This window comes from Streptomyces sp. NPDC028308 (genome assembly GCF_055565855.1).
Genome location: NZ_JBVHTO010000015.1, coordinates 158417 through 173958, shown reverse-complemented (window position 1 = coordinate 173958; position 15542 = coordinate 158417). Strand labels below are relative to the sequence as shown.

Here is a 15542-nt window from a genome sequence, read left to right as displayed (position 1 = left end):
ATGGCCGTCAATAAAAGTGGTCGTACTCCCTGAAAGGGGGCAGGGGGCCGCCGGGTGGTTGACCGGATTCCTTTGCGCTGACAGGGACTTGGGGGCTGGGTTGTCCACAGGATTTCCGATCGCGAAAAGTTATCCACAGGCTGTGCGAAAGATCTGTGGACTTCGGGAGTGATCGTTCCGAAAGCCGCATGCCGGGCGGAGAATTCCCAAGTCAAACCGTCTCCACACCCACTTTCGAGTGGAAATGGTTCGCCCTAAGGGATTGATCGATGGAAACGGGTGGACGAAGGGTGACCTGCGGGGCTGTGGACGCTCTTGGGGCCTGTAGGGCGATTTGTCGACTGCGTCACGCTTCGTTGTCGACTTGTCCCCAGGTCGAGAAGGGAACCTGTGGATAACTTTTGTGGACGGAGCAAATCTGCTGGTAGGACCAGCGCGGAGCGGCCTCCGATGCGGACGGTCGGGCCTAGAAACGGCCGTCCTGGCAGCGCGCCAGCCAGTCGGACGCGGCGGTGAACTCGCTGTCGGACGTGCCGGGGCGGGGCGCGCGCACGTCCACGGGGTCGACTTCCGCACGCGGGTACGAGCCGAGGAACCGGATCTGCGGGCAGACCCGCTTGAGCCCCATGAGCGCCTCGCCGACCCGGCTGTCCGAGACATGGCCCTCGGCGTCGATGGCGAAGCAGTAGTTGCCGATGCCCTCACCGGTGGGCCGGGACTGCAGGAGCATCAGGTTGACGCCGCGCACCGAGAACTCCTGGAGCAGCTCCAGCAGGGCACCGGGGTGGTCGTCGCGCTGCCAGATGACCACCGACGTCTTGTCCGCGCCGGTCGGCGCGGCGGGGCGGGCGGGCCTGCCCACCAGGACGAACCGCGTCTGCGCGTTCTCCGCGTCGTGGATCCCGGTCTCCAGCGCCTCCAGGCCGTACGTGGCCGCCGCGAACTCGCCCGCGAACGCCGCGTCGTACCGCCCCTCCTGGACGAGGCGCGCACCGTCGGCGTTCGAGGCGGCGGACTCCCAGAGCACGTCCGGCAGGTTGGCCTTCATCCAGTTGCGCACCTGCGGCTGCGCCGCGGGGTGCGCCGTCACCGTCTTGATCGCGGACAGGGTCGTACCCGGCCTGACCAGCAGCGCGAAGGTGATCGAGAGGAGCACCTCGCGGTAGATCATCAGCGGGGTGCCCGCGACCAGCTCGTCCAGGGTCGTGGTGATGCCGCCCTCCACCGAGTTCTCGATGGGCACGAACGCGGCCTCCGCCTCGCCGTTGCGCACGGCGTCGAGCGCCGCCGGGACCGAGACCATCGGGACGAGCTCCCGGGTGGCCGCCTCCGGAAGCGTGCGCAGTGCCACTTCGGTGAAGGTGCCCTCGGGGCCGAGATACGCGTAGCTGGCTGGCATGACCTCACCCTAATGGGCCTGGCCCGGCCCGGCCCACGGCCGCGGGGAGAGCCCGAGGACACCGCCGTAGCCCGCCCGGCGCCGGACGCGGCACCAGTACCGCGGACCCTCAGCCCTCCAGCAGCCGCTGCCCCACGTACTCCCCCTCGCCGGCCCCGCCGGGCACGGCGAACAGTCCGCTCGACTCGTGCCGGATGAACGCCGACAGCGCGTCGCCCCGGTCGAGCTTGCGCTGCACGGGGACGAAGCCGCGCAGCGGGTCGGCCTGCCAGCAGATGAAGAGCAGGCCCGCGTCGGGCACCCCGTCCGCGTCGAAACCGTCGTGGAAGGAGAAGGGCCGGCGCAGCATCGCCGCGCCCCCGTTCTGGTCGGGCCGGGTGATGCGGGCGTGCGCGTTCAGGGGGATGACGAGCTTGCCGTCCGCGCCGGTGCGCTCCAGCTCCGGCTCGGTCGTCTCGGTGCCGCCGGTCAGCGGCGCCCCGTCCGACTTGCGGCGCCCGATGACGTCCTCCTGCGCCTTGCCCGACAGCCGCTCCCAGTCGTCGAGCAGCATCCGGATCCGGCGGACGACGGCGTAGGAGCCGTTCGCCATCCACGCCGGGTCGCCCGAGGCGGGCACGAAGATCCGCCGGTCGAAGTCGGGCTCGGACGGCTTCGGGTTGCGGGTGCCGTCGACCTGGCCCATCAGGTTGCGCGCGGTGAGCCCCTGCTGGGCGGTGGCGCCCGGGGTGCGGTTGAAGCCGTTCATCTGCCAGCGGACCCGTGCCGCGCCGGCCGCGTCCTTCTGGAGCGCCCGCAGGGCGTGGAAGGCCACCAGGGAGTCGTTCGCGCCGATCTGCACCCACAGGTCGCCGTTGCTGCGTGCCTTGTCGAGCCGGTCGGAGGAGAAGTCCGGCAGGGGGTCGAGAGCGACCGGGCGCTGCTTCTCCAGGCCCGTCCGGGCGAAGAAGCCGTGCCCGAAGCCGAAGGTGACCGTCAGGGAGGCGGGACCCGAGTCACGGGCGACGTCGGTGTCGTCGTGGGAAGCGGCCTCCCCGGCCATCAGCCGCCGGGCCGTGCGCGACCAGCGGCGCAGCAGAGCGGCGGCCTCCTTGCGGCCCGCGCCGGCGGCCAGGTCGAAGGCGACGAGGTGACCGCGTGCCTGGAGGGGCGTGGTGATGCCGGGCTGATGTTTCCCGTGAAACATCACCGTGTCCGCGCCGAGCGAGGTCAGCGGCGTGGACCGCTCGCTCCCGGAGGCCGCCGCGTACCCGGCGGCGCCGCCCGCGGCACCCAGCGCGAGGCCGGTGGCGCCGGCCGTGCCGAGCAGCCGCCGCCGCGAGAAGGCGCCCGGGCGGGAGCCGTGCGGGGAGTTCTCCGGCCTCCCGGGGGTGCCGTTCACGGCAGGCGTCTCCCCGGGAGTGGCCTCCGTGACGGGGGCCTCCGGAGTGGACTGGTCAGGCATGGTGGTTCAGCCGATCTTCGCGTTCTTCTTGACGGTCGTCTGGTCGATGTCGGAGGTCCGTACGGTCACCGCGATCTCCCAGTCTCCCGCCATGGGGATCTGCACCCCGGTCGCCGTCCAGTGTCCGGTGGCGATGCGGTCGGGGACCACCGGCAGCGGGCCGATGTCCTTCGCGCCGAGGGTGAAGGCGAGCTTGACCTCGGGCACGTCGAACGCCTTGCCGTTCGGGCGCTCCACGAACAGGTGCAGGTCGTTGCCACCCACGCGGGCCGGGTCGAGGGTCAGCCGCACGCTGCCCCGGCCGTCCTGGCCGCCGGTGTCGAACGGGACCGTGACGGTCAGCGGCCCGGTCCGCTGCACGGCGGCCGCGGTGGCCGCCCTGGCCTGCTCCTCCGTGCGGCCGGGTTCGGTGGACGTCAGCACGGTGGTGACGGCGAGCAGCGCCACGGCGAAGGCGGCCTCGGCCAGTACCGAGCGGCGCAGTCCCGAGCGGTGCGGGTCGGCGTCCCGGGCACGCTTCTCGCGCGCGGTGGCCACCGCGGCACGCTGCCGGGCGAGCTGAGCCGCCCGCACGGAGTCCGCGGCCCCGGCCCCCGACTCGGCCTCGGCCCCCGCCCCGGTCTCGGACTCGACCCCGGCCCCGGACCGCGAGTCGGCCCCGGCCCCGGTCTCGGGTCCGGACCCGGACACGACCCCGGCTTCGGCCCCGGCTCCGGACTCGGCTTCCGTCTCCGAGCCGGAGCCGGCGGGCACCCGCGCGGGCTCCTTCTCCGCCGGGCGGTCCGACGGACGGCTCGCCGCCGGGACGCGCACCGAGGCGCCGGTGGGTGCCGAGGCGGCCTCGGGCAGCCGCGCGGTCCAGCGCCGGGAGATCCACGCGATGCCGACCAGGACGGCGACCAGGCCGATCTTGACGAGCAGCAGCTGCCCGTACCCGGTGTCGGTGAGCGCCCGCCAGGAGCCGACCTGGCGCCACGACTGGTAGATCCCGGTCGCGGCCAGTACGACGACGCTGCCGAAGGCGACGCGGGAGAAGCGGCGGACGGCGCCTGCCTCGATCGGGGCGTCGGAGGGCGCCCGGTGGAGAGCGACGAGCAGCGTCGCCAGGCCGCCCAGCCAGACGGCGACGGCGAGCAGGTGCAGGACGTCGACGGGCATCGCGATGCCCGGCTGGACGCCTGTCGACGCGTGCTCCGACATGGCCCAGGACGCGGCCAGGCCCGCCGCGACGACACCGCCGCCGATCCCGAGCCCGAAGGTGAGGTCACGCCGCTGCGCGGCGGCGTCGGCCTCCGCGTCCGCGTCGGTGTCCGCCGGCCCCTCGGCGTCGGCGTCCGCCTCGTCCCCGGGCTCGGGGGAATCCGCCTCGTCCTGCTTCACGTACGCCCCGAAGAGGACCGCGATGAAGAGCGCGCCGGCCGCGAGGAGCAGCAGCCGGGAGACCAGCGCCGCGCCCGTCTTGGTCTGGAGCACCTGGCCGAGCAGGCCCAGGTCGAACACGTCGGCGAACTTGCCCGAGCCGGTGTACGCGCCGCGCAGCAGCAGGAGCGCGAGGGTGGCCCCGGTGAGCGTGAGCCACCCGCCGACCACGAGCCGCTGCACCGGCCGCACGCCCGCGCCCCGCTGCCAGCAGGCCAGCACGAAGGCCGCCCCGCCGACCAGCAGGACGAAGCCCGCGTACGAGAGGTAGCGCGCGAACCCGTAGAGGCCGCCGACGACTCCGCCGCCCGCCGTCCGGTCGGAGACGGAGACGGAGGTCTGCGACGGCGCGCCGATGGAGAAGGTGAAGGCGCCCGCGACGGGGTGGCTGTCCGCCGACACCACCTGGTAGGTGACGGTGAACGTGCCGTCGGGCAGGCCCGCGTGCAGTCTCACGGCGTACATGGCGCCGCCCAGGTCGGCGGGGTCGCCGGTGTCGACGCGCTTGCCCTCGGGGTCGAGGACGCGCACCGAGTCGCCGGACAGCGCGACCTTCTCGGAGAAGCTGAGCGTGATCTGCGTGGGCGCCCGGTCGACCACCGCTCCCTGCCTCGGGTCGCTGCCGGTCAGCGCGGCGTGCGCGGACACCGGCCCGGCGCCCGCCAGCAGGGCGCCGACGACCGCCAGGAGCAGCGACAGCAGCGTCCACGGCCGCACGGCCGAGCCGCGGACGGGACGGGGAGCGATGGCCTGTGTCACGGTGGATCCCTCCCTCAGTGCCCGGTCTTCGGGGTGTACGTCGCGGACTTCACCGGCATGGACACCTTCACCGTGCCGGACTTGGCGAAGTGCAGTTCGACCGCCACCTTCTCGCCCTCGGCGGGCTTGCGGGCGAGCTTCTCGAACATCACGTGGTTGCCTCCGCTGGCGAAGTCGAGCTCACCGTGGGCGGGCACCGTGAAGGACTTCCGCTCCTCCATCGCGCCGCCCTCGGTGGCGTGCAGCGTGACGTCGTCCGAGAGGTCGCTGGTGACCGAGGTCAGGGTGTCGGCGGCGCCGGAGTTGGTGACGGTGAAGAAGCCGGCCGCCATGTCCGCCATGGACGGAGCGGGCATGTAGGCGCCGGTCACCTTCAGTTCGGGTCCGGCCGGGGACGCGTCGTCGGACCCGCCGCAGCCCGCGAGCGCCAGCGCCGCCGTCATCGCCGCGACGGCCGCGGCGAAGGGGCGGGCGGGGCGCCTCACGGGGTCTCCCCCTTGATGAGCTTCGGGAGGTCCTTGGTGTAGTCGTCCACGGTGGCGTCCTCGCCGTAGAGGACATAGCCGGCGTCGGTCTTCGGCGAGAACGCGATGACCTGCGTGCCGTGCACCGAGACGACCTTGCCGTCCTTGTCCTTCTTCGACGGCTCGACGGAGATGCCGAGGGTGCGGGCGCCGGCCTGGATCGTGTCGAAGTCGCCGGTGAGGCCGACCGCGGCGGGGTCGATCCCCTTGAGCCAGGTGCCGAGCGCGGCCGGGGTGTCGCGCTCCGGGTCCGTGGTGACGAACACGATGCGCAGCTTGTCCTGCTCGGCCTTCGGCAGCTGCTTCTTGGCGACGGCGAGGTTGTTCATGGTGAGCGGGCAGACGTCGGGGCAGTGGGTGTAGCCGAAGTAGACCAGCGTCGGCCTGCCCTTGGTCTCCTCGCGCAGGTCGTACTTCTCGCCGTGGGTGTCGGTGAGGACGAGGTCCGGCTTCTCGAACGGCTTGTCGAGGACCGTCGCGGCCTTGTCCGAGCCGGCCTCGGCGGACACCTCGGCCACCGGCTTGTCACCGTCGTCGGTACCGCAGGCGGTCAGGGTCAGAGCGGCCGCGGCGAACAGGGCGGCCACGGTGTACGTCTTCTTGCGCATAGAAAAATGTCCCAGATGTGAGTGCGCCGGTGCGCACCGGGGTCGTACGCCGCCCGGGACGGCGACGTCGTACGGCTCCCCGGTGCGCACCGAGAGGGGTGGACCTCAGGCCTCGGTACGCCGGCGGCCGGCCAGCACGCCGAACGCCACGCCCGCCACGCCGACGAGGATGCCCAGGGCGCCGAGCACGCGCGCGAGGGTGTCGCTGCTGTCGGAGGAGGAGGCGGCCTCGGTCTCGCCGTGCTCCGCCTTCTCCTCTTCGGAGGCCTTCTCGGCGCCCGCCGAGCCGTGGTGGCCCTCCTCGGACGCCGCGGCCAGCGCGAGCACCGGCGCCGGGTTCTCCGGCTCCTCGGCGCCGTCCTCCTGCGGCTCGATCCAGCGCACGACCTCCTTGTTGTCGTACGTCTGGATCGCCTTGAAGACGAGCTCGTCGGTGTCCTCGGGCAGCTGGCCCACGGAGAGCGGGAACTTCTGGAAGAAGCCGGCCTGGATGCCCTTGCCGGTGGCCGTCCAGGTGACCTTCGAGACGGCCTCGTCGATCTTCTTGCCGTGCAGCTCGATCGGCTTGTCCAGCTTGGCCCGGGTGACCTTCACGTCCCAGCCGTCGAGGGGCTGGGGCATCACCGAGGCGAGCGGGTGGTCGGTCGGGAAGTTGACCTCGAGCCTGGTGGTCGAGGCGTCGTCCCGCTCGTTCGGGACCTTGAAGTCGATCGTCGCGTAACCGCCCTTGGCGGCGACGCCCTCCGGCTGCACGCTGACGTGCGCGAAGGCGGGGGCGGACAGGACGACGACGGCCGAGGCGGCGAGAACGCCGGAGGCGGCGATACGGGAAGCCTTCATGGCAGAGAACACTCCACTGTGCGTGATGGTCCGATGAGGTCGAAAGACGCGCGTACGAAGAGGCGCCCGGGGCCGGACCCGTTGCGGAAGGAGCCGGAGAACCGCTCCCTGGGCCGGCCCGGAGGCAGTCCTCCCGGGTCGGTCCCGCCCGTGGGCGGGCACGCGCGCGTGCCGCACGGCGGCACGCCTCGGGACGGAGTGGTTCTCCGGGACGAGTGGTGCGCCGTGTCAGGCGGCGAGGAAGAGCACCGTGGCCCGGGGCGGGCCGCGCCTGATCACCGAGTGCTGGAGCGCGGTGGTGTGGGGCGCGGGCGGCGGGGGCGGCGCGGTCCGCACCACCCGTGGAGTCCCGAGAACGCCCGGCAGGCCGGCCCGCAGGGCACGGACCAGCGCGAGCGCCGCCCGCAGGGAACGGACCAGGGCCGTCTCCGCCACGCCGTGCGCGGACAGCCGCATGAGGCGCAGGACCGCGAGGTCCCCGCGTCGCAGCACCCAGCCGGCGGCGACGGCCGCGAGCACGTGGACGAGCAGCATGGGCAGGGACGGCAGGACGGACATCGACGAGCCGGCCGCGGCCGACACGGCGTCCGCCGAGTGGTGCATGGACTGCGCCGGGGCGGAGTGCGCCGCGTGCGGGTCGATCCGGGCGTCGCCGAGGATCCGCTGCGCCTGCGCGGGGCTGATCGCCGCCGCGGACGCGCCGCACACCACCCGCGCCGCACGCGCCACGAGGGAGGCGTCCGACATGCCCGACGCCATGGACGCCATGGAACCGCCCGTGGCGGGCGGACCGCCGGACGTCGTGGTCATCGCCGTGCCCTGGCCGAGACCGAAGAGCACGTGCAGCGCGCTCTGGCCGACCGCGAGCACCGCGGCGATGCCCGGCAGCGCCCGCTCGCGCCCGGCGAGCGGGGCGGCGACGGCGAAGACGATGAGGAAACCGGCGCCCACGCTCCACCACGGCACCGTGGCGCAGGAGGCGATGCCATGGCCCGCCGCGGCCAGCGCGACGCAGACCGCGGCGAACACCGCGGCCCGCAGAAGCCGGACGTCGCGTCCGGAGCGCGCCGTGCGCTGGTGGGGGGCAGTCATGGCGGGCTCATCATCGCACTGGCACCCCATTCCGTTGACGGCAGGTCCGCAAGATGACGTACGACCGGATTGGGCCCGCTTCGGGGGGAGTCGCCGGCGCATATGCGGATTCCCGGTGTCCCCACATACACCGATCTGGGCGTGTACGCATCCGCCGTATGGGCGGCATCACGGGGTGTGGGCGATTGCACACCGTTCCCGGCGGCAATACGTAACGGTATGTCGAGCCGCGGCCTGGAGGCTGGAGCATGAGCATCTGGTGGTCACTCCACTTGCGGCGCGAAGCCGCGAGCGTCCCGCTCGCCCGGCGCCTGCTGCTCGGCACGATGGAGACGGCGGGCGTCGACCCGGACGTCTCCTACGACCTCTCCCTCGCGCTCAGCGAGGCGTGCGCCAACGCCGTCGAGCACGGCGGGGGCACCGCGTCCGGCGGCCCCTCCGAGGCGTACCAGGTCACCGCCTACCTGGACGGCGAGACGTGCCGCATCGAGGTGGCCGACTCGGGCCCCGGGTTCCCGTCCGCCCCGGTGGAGGGCGCCGACGCGGGCCGCACCGGCGCGTACGCCCCGCGTCCCGCGGTCCGCGCCGCCCGCAGCGACGACGAGAACGGCCGGGGGCTGTGTCTCATCCAGGAACTGGCCGACCACGTGCACATCGGCAACAAGCCGGGCCGGGGCGGCGCCGTGGTGAGCTTCGACAAGATCCTCAAGTGGCGCGAGGGCACCCCGCTGGTGACGGTCTGACCGCTCCCGCGCAGGCCCGGGGTCCCGCGGGGTCCCCGCGGCGCCCGGGGATGGTTCGGTGCACCGGCCAACTGCCTTGAAAACAGCGGCTGAACGCGGTCTGGGCGCGGTGGGGGTCCGTCTGCATACTGGCCTGATGCGGGAGTCGGCGCGCCATGCGGCCGGCCACGGGCGGGGACTGGGAACGGCCGCCGCCGAACCGGCTGCACGCTGCCGAGGCCCCGCACGCCGTCCGCGAGGGATGCCCCGGGCGCGCCGCCCGGGCCGAGGTGTCCGGGGGGACATCGCACGGCCCGCGGGTCCGGCCGGCCGGACGCGGGACGCGGGGGTGATCCTGGCCGGAGCGGGACCCGTCGGCCGAGAGCGTCAGGGGGAGTGCCAGTGCTGCGAATGGTGCGTGCCGGGGACGGCCGGCGACTGTCGGTGGAACAGCGCGGCGATCCCGGCGGCAGGCCGGTGTTCCTGCTGCACGGCACGCCCGGTAGCCGGCTGGGCCCCGCGCCGCGCCCGTCGGTGCTCTACCGGATGGGAATCCGTCTGATCACCTTCGACCGCCCGGGGTACGGGGACTCCGACCGCAAGCCGGGCCGTACGGTCAGCGCGGTCGCCGCCGACGTGGCGGACATCGCCGACGCCCTCGGGATCGACCGCTTCGCGGTGGTCGGCCGCTCCGGGGGCGCACCGCACGCGCTGGCCTGCGCCTCGCTGCTGCCGGACCGCACGACGCGGACGGGGGCCCTGGTGAGCCTCGCCCCGCGGGACGCCCGGGGCCTGGACTGGTTCGAGGGCATGACCGAGTCGAACGTGCGCGAGTACGTCAACGCGGGGATCAGCCGGCGCCGGGTGACCACGACGCTGGGCCGCCGGTCGCTGTCGATCGTCGCCGACCCGGCGGGCTCCATCACGGAGATGCGCAGCAAGCTGCCGGAGTCCGACCGCTGGATCGTCGCGGACGCCGGGATCCAGGACATGCTGGAGCGCAACTTCGCCGAGGGGCTGCGGGACTCGGCGGACGGCTGGGTGGACGACGTGATGGCGTTCAGCACCGGCTGGGGCTTCGATCTGGCGCGGATCGCCTCGCCGGTGCTGCTGTGGCACGGCGAGGACGACATCTTCGCGCCGGTGCAGCACACGCTGTGGCTGGCGAGGAACATTCCCGGGGCGAGCGCCGAGGTGGAGCGGGGCGCGGCTCACTTCGGTGCGCTGCGGGTGATGACCCGCATCCTGAGCTGGGCCGTCAGCACCCCGTAGGAGCGCACCCGGCCCGCGGGCCGGGGCGGGGCGCCGGTCCGCGGGACCGGCGCCGCCGTCCGCCGCGCGTCAGATCTGCTGCGGCTCCAGGTCCCGGCCCACCCGCTGCCACTCGCGCACCGACTCGGTCACCGGGTGCACGTCGCCCAGCAGCAGGGCGAGCGCGTTCTCCGCCTCCTGCTGGAGCCGCATGGCCTCCTCGTCCCGGCCCAGTCCGCGCAGCGACACCGCCAGATTGCCCTTGGTGACCAGCACGTCGGGGTGCTCCGGGCCGAACCGGCGGCGCAGGCCCTCCAGCGCCAGCCGCTCCCAGTGCTCGGCCCGGTCGTGGAGGCCGAGGTCGGCCTGCGCGTTCGCCAGGTTGAGCCCGGCGCACAGGACGGCGGGGTGGTCGTCGCCGAGGCGCGCGGCCAGGGTCGAGCGCGCCCGCTCGGCGAGTCCGGCCGCCGTCTCGGGCTCGTCGAGCGCCCGGTGGTAGATGGACAGGTTGTTGAAGCACTGCATCGTGAACGGGTGGTCGGCGCCGAACGAGTTCTGGTATCCCTCCAGCACCTCGTTGACCAGCTGTACGGCCCGCCCCGCGCCGCCCGCCGGATCGGTGGCGAAGTAGTCCGCGGCGAGGTTGAGCCCGCACGCCAGCGCCTCCGGGATGGTGCTGCCGTAGCGGTCGCGGTAGCGGGCGTACGTCTGCCATGCCTCCTCCGTGATCCGCAACGCCTCGCCGATGTGACCGGCCTTGCGCAGCGAGACCGCGAGGCTCTTGTCGGCGCGCAGCACCTCGGGCACGTCCGGGTTGAGCACCTGCTCGAAGCTCTTGCGCACCTCGCGCAGGATCTCCGCCGAGCCCTTGAAGTCGCCCAGCTCGCGCAGGTCGCGGGCGTGGTGGCCCTTGGTGATCAGGGTGTAGGGGTGCAGCGGGCCCAGCAGCGCGGTGCGGCGGCGGAGGGTGTCGTCGTCGAGCCGGCGGGCGGCCTCGACGTCGCCGGCGAGCCGGTAGTCGATCCCGAGGTTGTTGGCGGCGGAGAGGGTGCGGGGGTGGTCCTCGCCGAAGATCTCGCGGAAGCCCCGGTAGATCCGCTCGTCCAGCTCCAGGGCCTCCTTGAAGTGCCCGAGCGCCCGCAGGTCGGCGGCGAGGCTGCCGGAGGTGATGAGGATGCTGGGGTGGTCGTCGCCGAGCAGCCGGCGCTGGCTGGCGAGCGTCTTCTCGTCCAGGTCGCGGGCGGCCTGGTGCTGGCCCTGGGAGCGCAGCACGTTGGCGCGCTCGAAGCGGAGGTTGAGGATCTGCTCGTCGTTGGCGTCGGGGAACTCGGTGGTCCAGAACTCGTCGAGCTGCGCGGCCAGCGTCCGGGCCGCGTGCAGTTCGCCGCGCTTCCACAGGTAGCGGACGCGGTCGACCATCAGCTGGCGCGGCTCCTCCTCCGCGCACTCACGGATGTTCGAGGGCGTCAGATGCGGCCAGATGACCTCGAACCCGGGCCACTGCGAGGGGTCGTCCACGGCTCCCTCGGGCGGCCTCGCCACGGCGAGGATGCGGTGCACCTCGTGGATGGTGTCGTCGAACTGCTCGTCGCTGAGGCTCTCGCGCACCGCGGCCTGCACCAGCCGGTGCACCTGGATGGAGTTGTCGGTCGAGTCGACCTTGGCCAGCGCGAACCGGTTCAGCGCCTGGGTGACCCGGCCGAGCATGTAACGGGCGCGCAGGTGCTTGTCGTACGGCAGCAGCGCCTTGATCATCGCGTCGCTGCCGATCAGGCTCATCGCGATGGGCTCGGCCGCGAAGAAACTGCACAGCTCCAGCAGCCGGGCCGCGGCGGGCGACTCCTCGCGCAGCCGGTTGATGGAGATGTTCCAGGTGGCGCCGACCGACGAGGGGTACTCGACCGCCTCGACGGCCTCCTTCACGGACAGCACGCGGGTGGACTGCTCGCGCAGCTGCTCGATGTAGTCCTCGACGGGAGTCGCCGTCGCCTCCAGCCAGGCCGCCGCGACCTCGATGGCCAGCGGCAGGTCGCCCACGGCGTCGGCGACCCGGCCCGCGTCGTGCTCGTTGAGCCCGGGCACCCGGCGGCACAGGTGCTCCACGCTCTCCTCGCGGGTGAAGACCTCCACCTCCATCGGCTGCACCCGGGTCGAGGTGGGACGGGCGCGGGTGGTGACGAGCAGGTGGCCGTAGACGGTGTCGTGGACGGGCGCGGTCTGGTCCGGGAAGAGGTCCAGCGCCTTGTCCAGGTCCTCGACGTTGTCGAATATCAGCAGCCAGCGGTCGTACGGCTGGCCTTCCCTGAGCGCCTGGACGGCCGCCTCGGCCGCCTCCCCCACGTCGCCGCCGCCCACCCCCAACTGCTGGGCCAGCGCGGCCAGTTTGGCGGGCACCAGCTCCGGCTGCTCGGCGTCCACCCACCACACCACGTCGTAGTCCGCCATGAAGCGGTGGGCGTACTCGCGGGCCAGCTGCGTTTTGCCGACGCCGCCGAGGCCGTGCAGCACCTGCGGCAGACGCTGTCCGGGCCGCCCGGTGGCCAGTTGCTCGCGCAGCCGGTCCAGGATCGTGGAGCGGCCCGTGAACCACCGGTAGCGGGTGGGGATGTTGGAGATCCGCCGGCCCACGCTCGGGTAGCGCAGCCCGCGCGCGCTCGGCGACACCGCGGAGACGGCGTCGGCGCGGTCGAGTCCGGTCAGCAGCGCCGCGTACGCCTGCGACTCGTCGAGGCCCTTCAGGTCGATGACGCCCCGGCTGGCGTACGGCATGCTCAGCTGGACGTCGTCGACGCGGACGGCCACCGCCTGCTGCCGCTTCTCCGAGCCGCCGGAGTGCACGGCCGCCTCCCAGGCCGCGCGGGCCCGGCGGGAGTCGACGAAGCTCGGCGAGAGCACGGCGAGCACCCGGTGGGTGGCGCCCGGCATGGCGTCGGCGCCGATCTCGGCGGTGGACATCGTCTGGACGTTCTTCGGCACCACCTCGAAGCCGGCGCCGCGCAGCACCGACTCCAGCCAGTCCGCCCACATCCGGTCCTCGGACACGTAGTAGAGCATCAGCTGCGAGGGCGGCACGGGACGGCGCCGGGTGTAGGCGCCCTTGTACTGGGCCCGCCGCGTCTCGCTGATCGCGGGCAGCTTGCTGACCCGGTCCTTGGTGATGACGGAGGTGAGCCGCTCGCAGGCGCTCAGCATGGAGTTGGCCGACTTCGGCGGGTCCCCGAACGCGGCGAGGATCTCCTCGTAGGCGTAGTACGGCTGGTACAGGATCTCCATCGACGCCCAGTAGTCGGCGAGTTGGTCCGCCTGGAGGTCGGAGGGCAGCCCGGCGAAACGCTCGCGGGCCAGCGCACGCCCGGCGTCCAGCTTGTCCTTCTCGCCGAGGTCGATGCGCATGGCGACGGGCAGGATGCGGATGCCCTTGTCGCCGTACCGCTCCTTGATGTCCTGCGCCACGGCGGCGGCGCCCTCGATGCTCTGGTCGCTGAGCGTGTAGCAGACGACGAGGGTGTGCGGCATCTGCACGGTGCAGATGTCCGCCAGGTCGCTGAGACCCGTACGGCTGTCGATCAGGGTGTAGTCGTAGTAGCGCTGCATGTCGGCGCGCATCGCGTCGAAGAACTGGCCGCCGCCGTAGCTGGCGTAGAAGTGGTCCCAGTCCATGTTGCCGACGATGGGGTAGTCGCGGTGCCGCTTGCCGGCGGACAGGAAGTCCAGGCTGCCGTTGTCGGGAAAGGGCCAGTCGAGGGAGAGCGCGTGCGGCCTGACGCGCGCGTAGCTGCGGTGCCAGTCGGGCGAGCGGTCGGGCAGCTCGCGCAGGGCCTCGCGGCGGTAGTCGTCGATCAGGTTGACCAGGCCGGGGGTGGCGCGCAGTAACGAGGGGTTCAGGAAGGGGTGGAAGAACTTGTGCAGACCCGGCGCCTCCAGGTCCCAGTCGACGGCCAGGACCCGGTGGCCGTTCGCGGCAAGGATCCACGCCACGTTCGCGAGCGCCATGGTCCGGCCCGTGCCGCCCTTGTACGAGTAGAACGTGATCACGGTGCCCTTGCGGTTCTCCGTCATGCGCATGCCCTCCGCCTTCTCGGCTCGCTCTTCCGTCGCCCTTCGGTCGTGCGGTGGTGCCGGTGGTGCGAGGGGTCCTAGCCCAGGTCGCTGGGTCCCCTCAGCCGTGGGGGCCGGGTCGGCGGTCCCGCAGGTGGGTAGGTCGTCGCATGCTCCTCGTAGTAGTGCACGGCCCGTCTGACGGCCGTCTGCAGTTCGCTGCCGAAGGCGTCCAGCGTGCGGATGCCCGCGCTCAGCGAGCGGTGCCCGGCGTCCTCCCCCGGGCGCGTGGCCAGCACCCGGTCCGTGAGCGACTTGAGCTTCTTCTCCTTCTCGGCGGACACGGAGTCGTCCTTGTTCTGCGGCAGCATCACGCTGATCCAGGGACGGCTGTCCTCGGTGAGCCGGTCCGCGAGCTCCCTGCCCCGGCTGGAGTGCAGCGCCCACCGGTCGAGCAGGAGCAGCCCGGGCACCTTGGGCGGTCCGGGGCTCAGCATGCGCTCGGCGTCGTACTCGAAGTTCCCGATGGTGACCTTGTAGTCCATGGCCCGTACGAGGTCGGCCGCGTGGTCGCCGAGGGGCTGGGCGGACTCGGGGTGGTAGGGGTTCCAGTCGTGCGGGAGGTCCCCGTAGTAGTCGGGCTTGCAGCCCTGCGGTAAGTCGGAGCGGGTGCAGGCGAGGACCGAGATGTCGAACTGCGGCGGGTGCCCCAGGGACCCGAACGCGCTGGGCAGCGACTCGTAGTCCTTGTAGACCTGCCCCTCCTCCAGTTCGGTCTCCTTGGCCATCTTCACGATGCGCTGCGCCATCCGGTACACGGCCCGCTCGTACGCGTCCTGGAGATACCGGAGTTTGGTCAGCCCGTAGAACCCCTCCTCCGCGTACTCCTGGCCGAAGGCGCCGTGGTTGAACTGCAGTTCACTGGCGACCTGGGGCATCTGGGCGGGTTCCACGGGCACCCATAACGCGGGGATGATCGCGCTCTCCCGGGCGGGGGCCCCGCGCACCCGCCGGCTGATCTGCCGCTGGCAGAAGGCCCACCACTCCCGGCCGCACTGCTCGCTCATGAAGTAGCGCGGCGAGTACAGCGGCACGAACACCTTGCAGCGGGCGAGGTTCTCCGACAGTTCGTCGGTCCACCGGGTGCCGACCGCCATGCCCTGGTCGAGGAAGCCGACCTTGGCCCCCGTCGGCAGGTCGGTCAGCTGGAGTATGTGCTCGCACAGGCCGTCGTACAGCTTCTTGACCCAGGCGTCGGGGTCGGCGTCACCCGTGCCGTGCTTCGGGGTGTGCGCGTAACTGAGGAAGAAGAACGGATTCCCGCCCCGACCCCTCCCCGTGTCTGCTTGCACGTATGACCCCCCGACATCCCGTGACAGGAACCCCAGTGTAGGAAGTCACAAGTCCTGTGTGGAACAGGACAAACACGTCCGGCTTTCCGCTCCG

At 72.5% G+C, this 15542-nt stretch carries 11 protein-coding genes; 2 read left to right on the top strand and 9 right to left on the bottom strand.

Going from position 1 to position 15542, the window contains the following annotated elements:
* Positions 1-466: 466 nt before the first annotated feature.
* The 7 genes from pheA to ACZ4VA_RS32830 form a co-directional block, all read right to left on the bottom strand.
* Positions 467-1399 (bottom strand): prephenate dehydratase, encoded by a 933-nt coding sequence (gene pheA / locus ACZ4VA_RS32860; protein WP_355788761.1) that lies wholly within the window; start codon positions 1397-1399, stop codon positions 467-469.
* Between the two features lie 109 nt (positions 1400-1508).
* A complete protein-coding gene (gene efeB, locus ACZ4VA_RS32855) occupies positions 1509-2843 on the bottom strand; it encodes an iron uptake transporter deferrochelatase/peroxidase subunit (RefSeq protein ID WP_356163650.1) in 1335 nt (444 codons plus the stop codon).
* Positions 2844-2849: 6 nt separating this feature from the next.
* Positions 2850-5021, bottom strand: a complete 2172-nt coding sequence (locus ACZ4VA_RS32850) for a copper resistance CopC/CopD family protein (protein WP_356238115.1) — start codon at positions 5019-5021, stop codon at positions 2850-2852.
* Between the two features lie 14 nt (positions 5022-5035).
* Entirely contained in the window at positions 5036-5506 is a 471-nt protein-coding gene (locus ACZ4VA_RS32845) for a copper chaperone PCu(A)C (protein ID WP_468083615.1), read from the bottom strand.
* A complete protein-coding gene (locus ACZ4VA_RS32840) occupies positions 5503-6153 on the bottom strand; it encodes an SCO family protein (protein WP_355791062.1) in 651 nt (216 codons plus the stop codon). The genes ACZ4VA_RS32845 and ACZ4VA_RS32840 overlap by 4 nt, the downstream gene beginning before the upstream one ends.
* A 105-nt stretch (positions 6154-6258) precedes the next feature.
* Positions 6259-6993 (bottom strand): YcnI family copper-binding membrane protein, encoded by a 735-nt coding sequence (locus ACZ4VA_RS32835; protein WP_355791059.1) that lies wholly within the window; start codon positions 6991-6993, stop codon positions 6259-6261.
* A gap of 228 nt (positions 6994-7221) precedes the next feature.
* On the bottom strand, positions 7222-8085 hold the full coding sequence (locus ACZ4VA_RS32830; RefSeq protein ID WP_468083612.1) for a hypothetical protein: 864 nt from the start codon (positions 8083-8085) through the stop codon (positions 7222-7224).
* A gap of 248 nt (positions 8086-8333) precedes the next feature.
* Between ACZ4VA_RS32830 and ACZ4VA_RS32825 the strand changes: the two genes are divergently transcribed.
* Both ACZ4VA_RS32825 and ACZ4VA_RS32820 read left to right on the top strand, forming a co-directional pair.
* Positions 8334-8828: an ATP-binding protein gene (locus ACZ4VA_RS32825; RefSeq protein WP_355794374.1), complete on the top strand. Its 495-nt coding sequence runs from the start codon at positions 8334-8336 to the stop codon at positions 8826-8828.
* A 390-nt stretch (positions 8829-9218) separates the two neighbouring features.
* The gene (locus tag ACZ4VA_RS32820; RefSeq protein ID WP_355794375.1) at positions 9219-10079 is read left to right on the top strand and encodes an alpha/beta fold hydrolase; all 861 of its coding nucleotides are present in this window, start codon (positions 9219-9221) and stop codon (positions 10077-10079) included.
* Between the two features lie 69 nt (positions 10080-10148).
* Here the strand turns inward: ACZ4VA_RS32820 and fxsT are convergent, their stop codons facing one another.
* Together fxsT and ACZ4VA_RS32810 are read right to left on the bottom strand one after the other, a co-directional pair.
* Positions 10149-14117, bottom strand: a complete 3969-nt coding sequence (gene fxsT, locus ACZ4VA_RS32815; RefSeq protein ID WP_388904845.1) for an FxSxx-COOH system tetratricopeptide repeat protein — start codon at positions 14115-14117, stop codon at positions 10149-10151.
* A 77-nt stretch (positions 14118-14194) separates the two neighbouring features.
* Complete coding sequence (locus ACZ4VA_RS32810) at positions 14195-15448, bottom strand: TIR-like protein FxsC (RefSeq protein ID WP_468083610.1); 1254 nt, start codon at positions 15446-15448, stop codon at positions 14195-14197.
* Between the last annotated feature and the right edge of the window lie 94 nt (positions 15449-15542).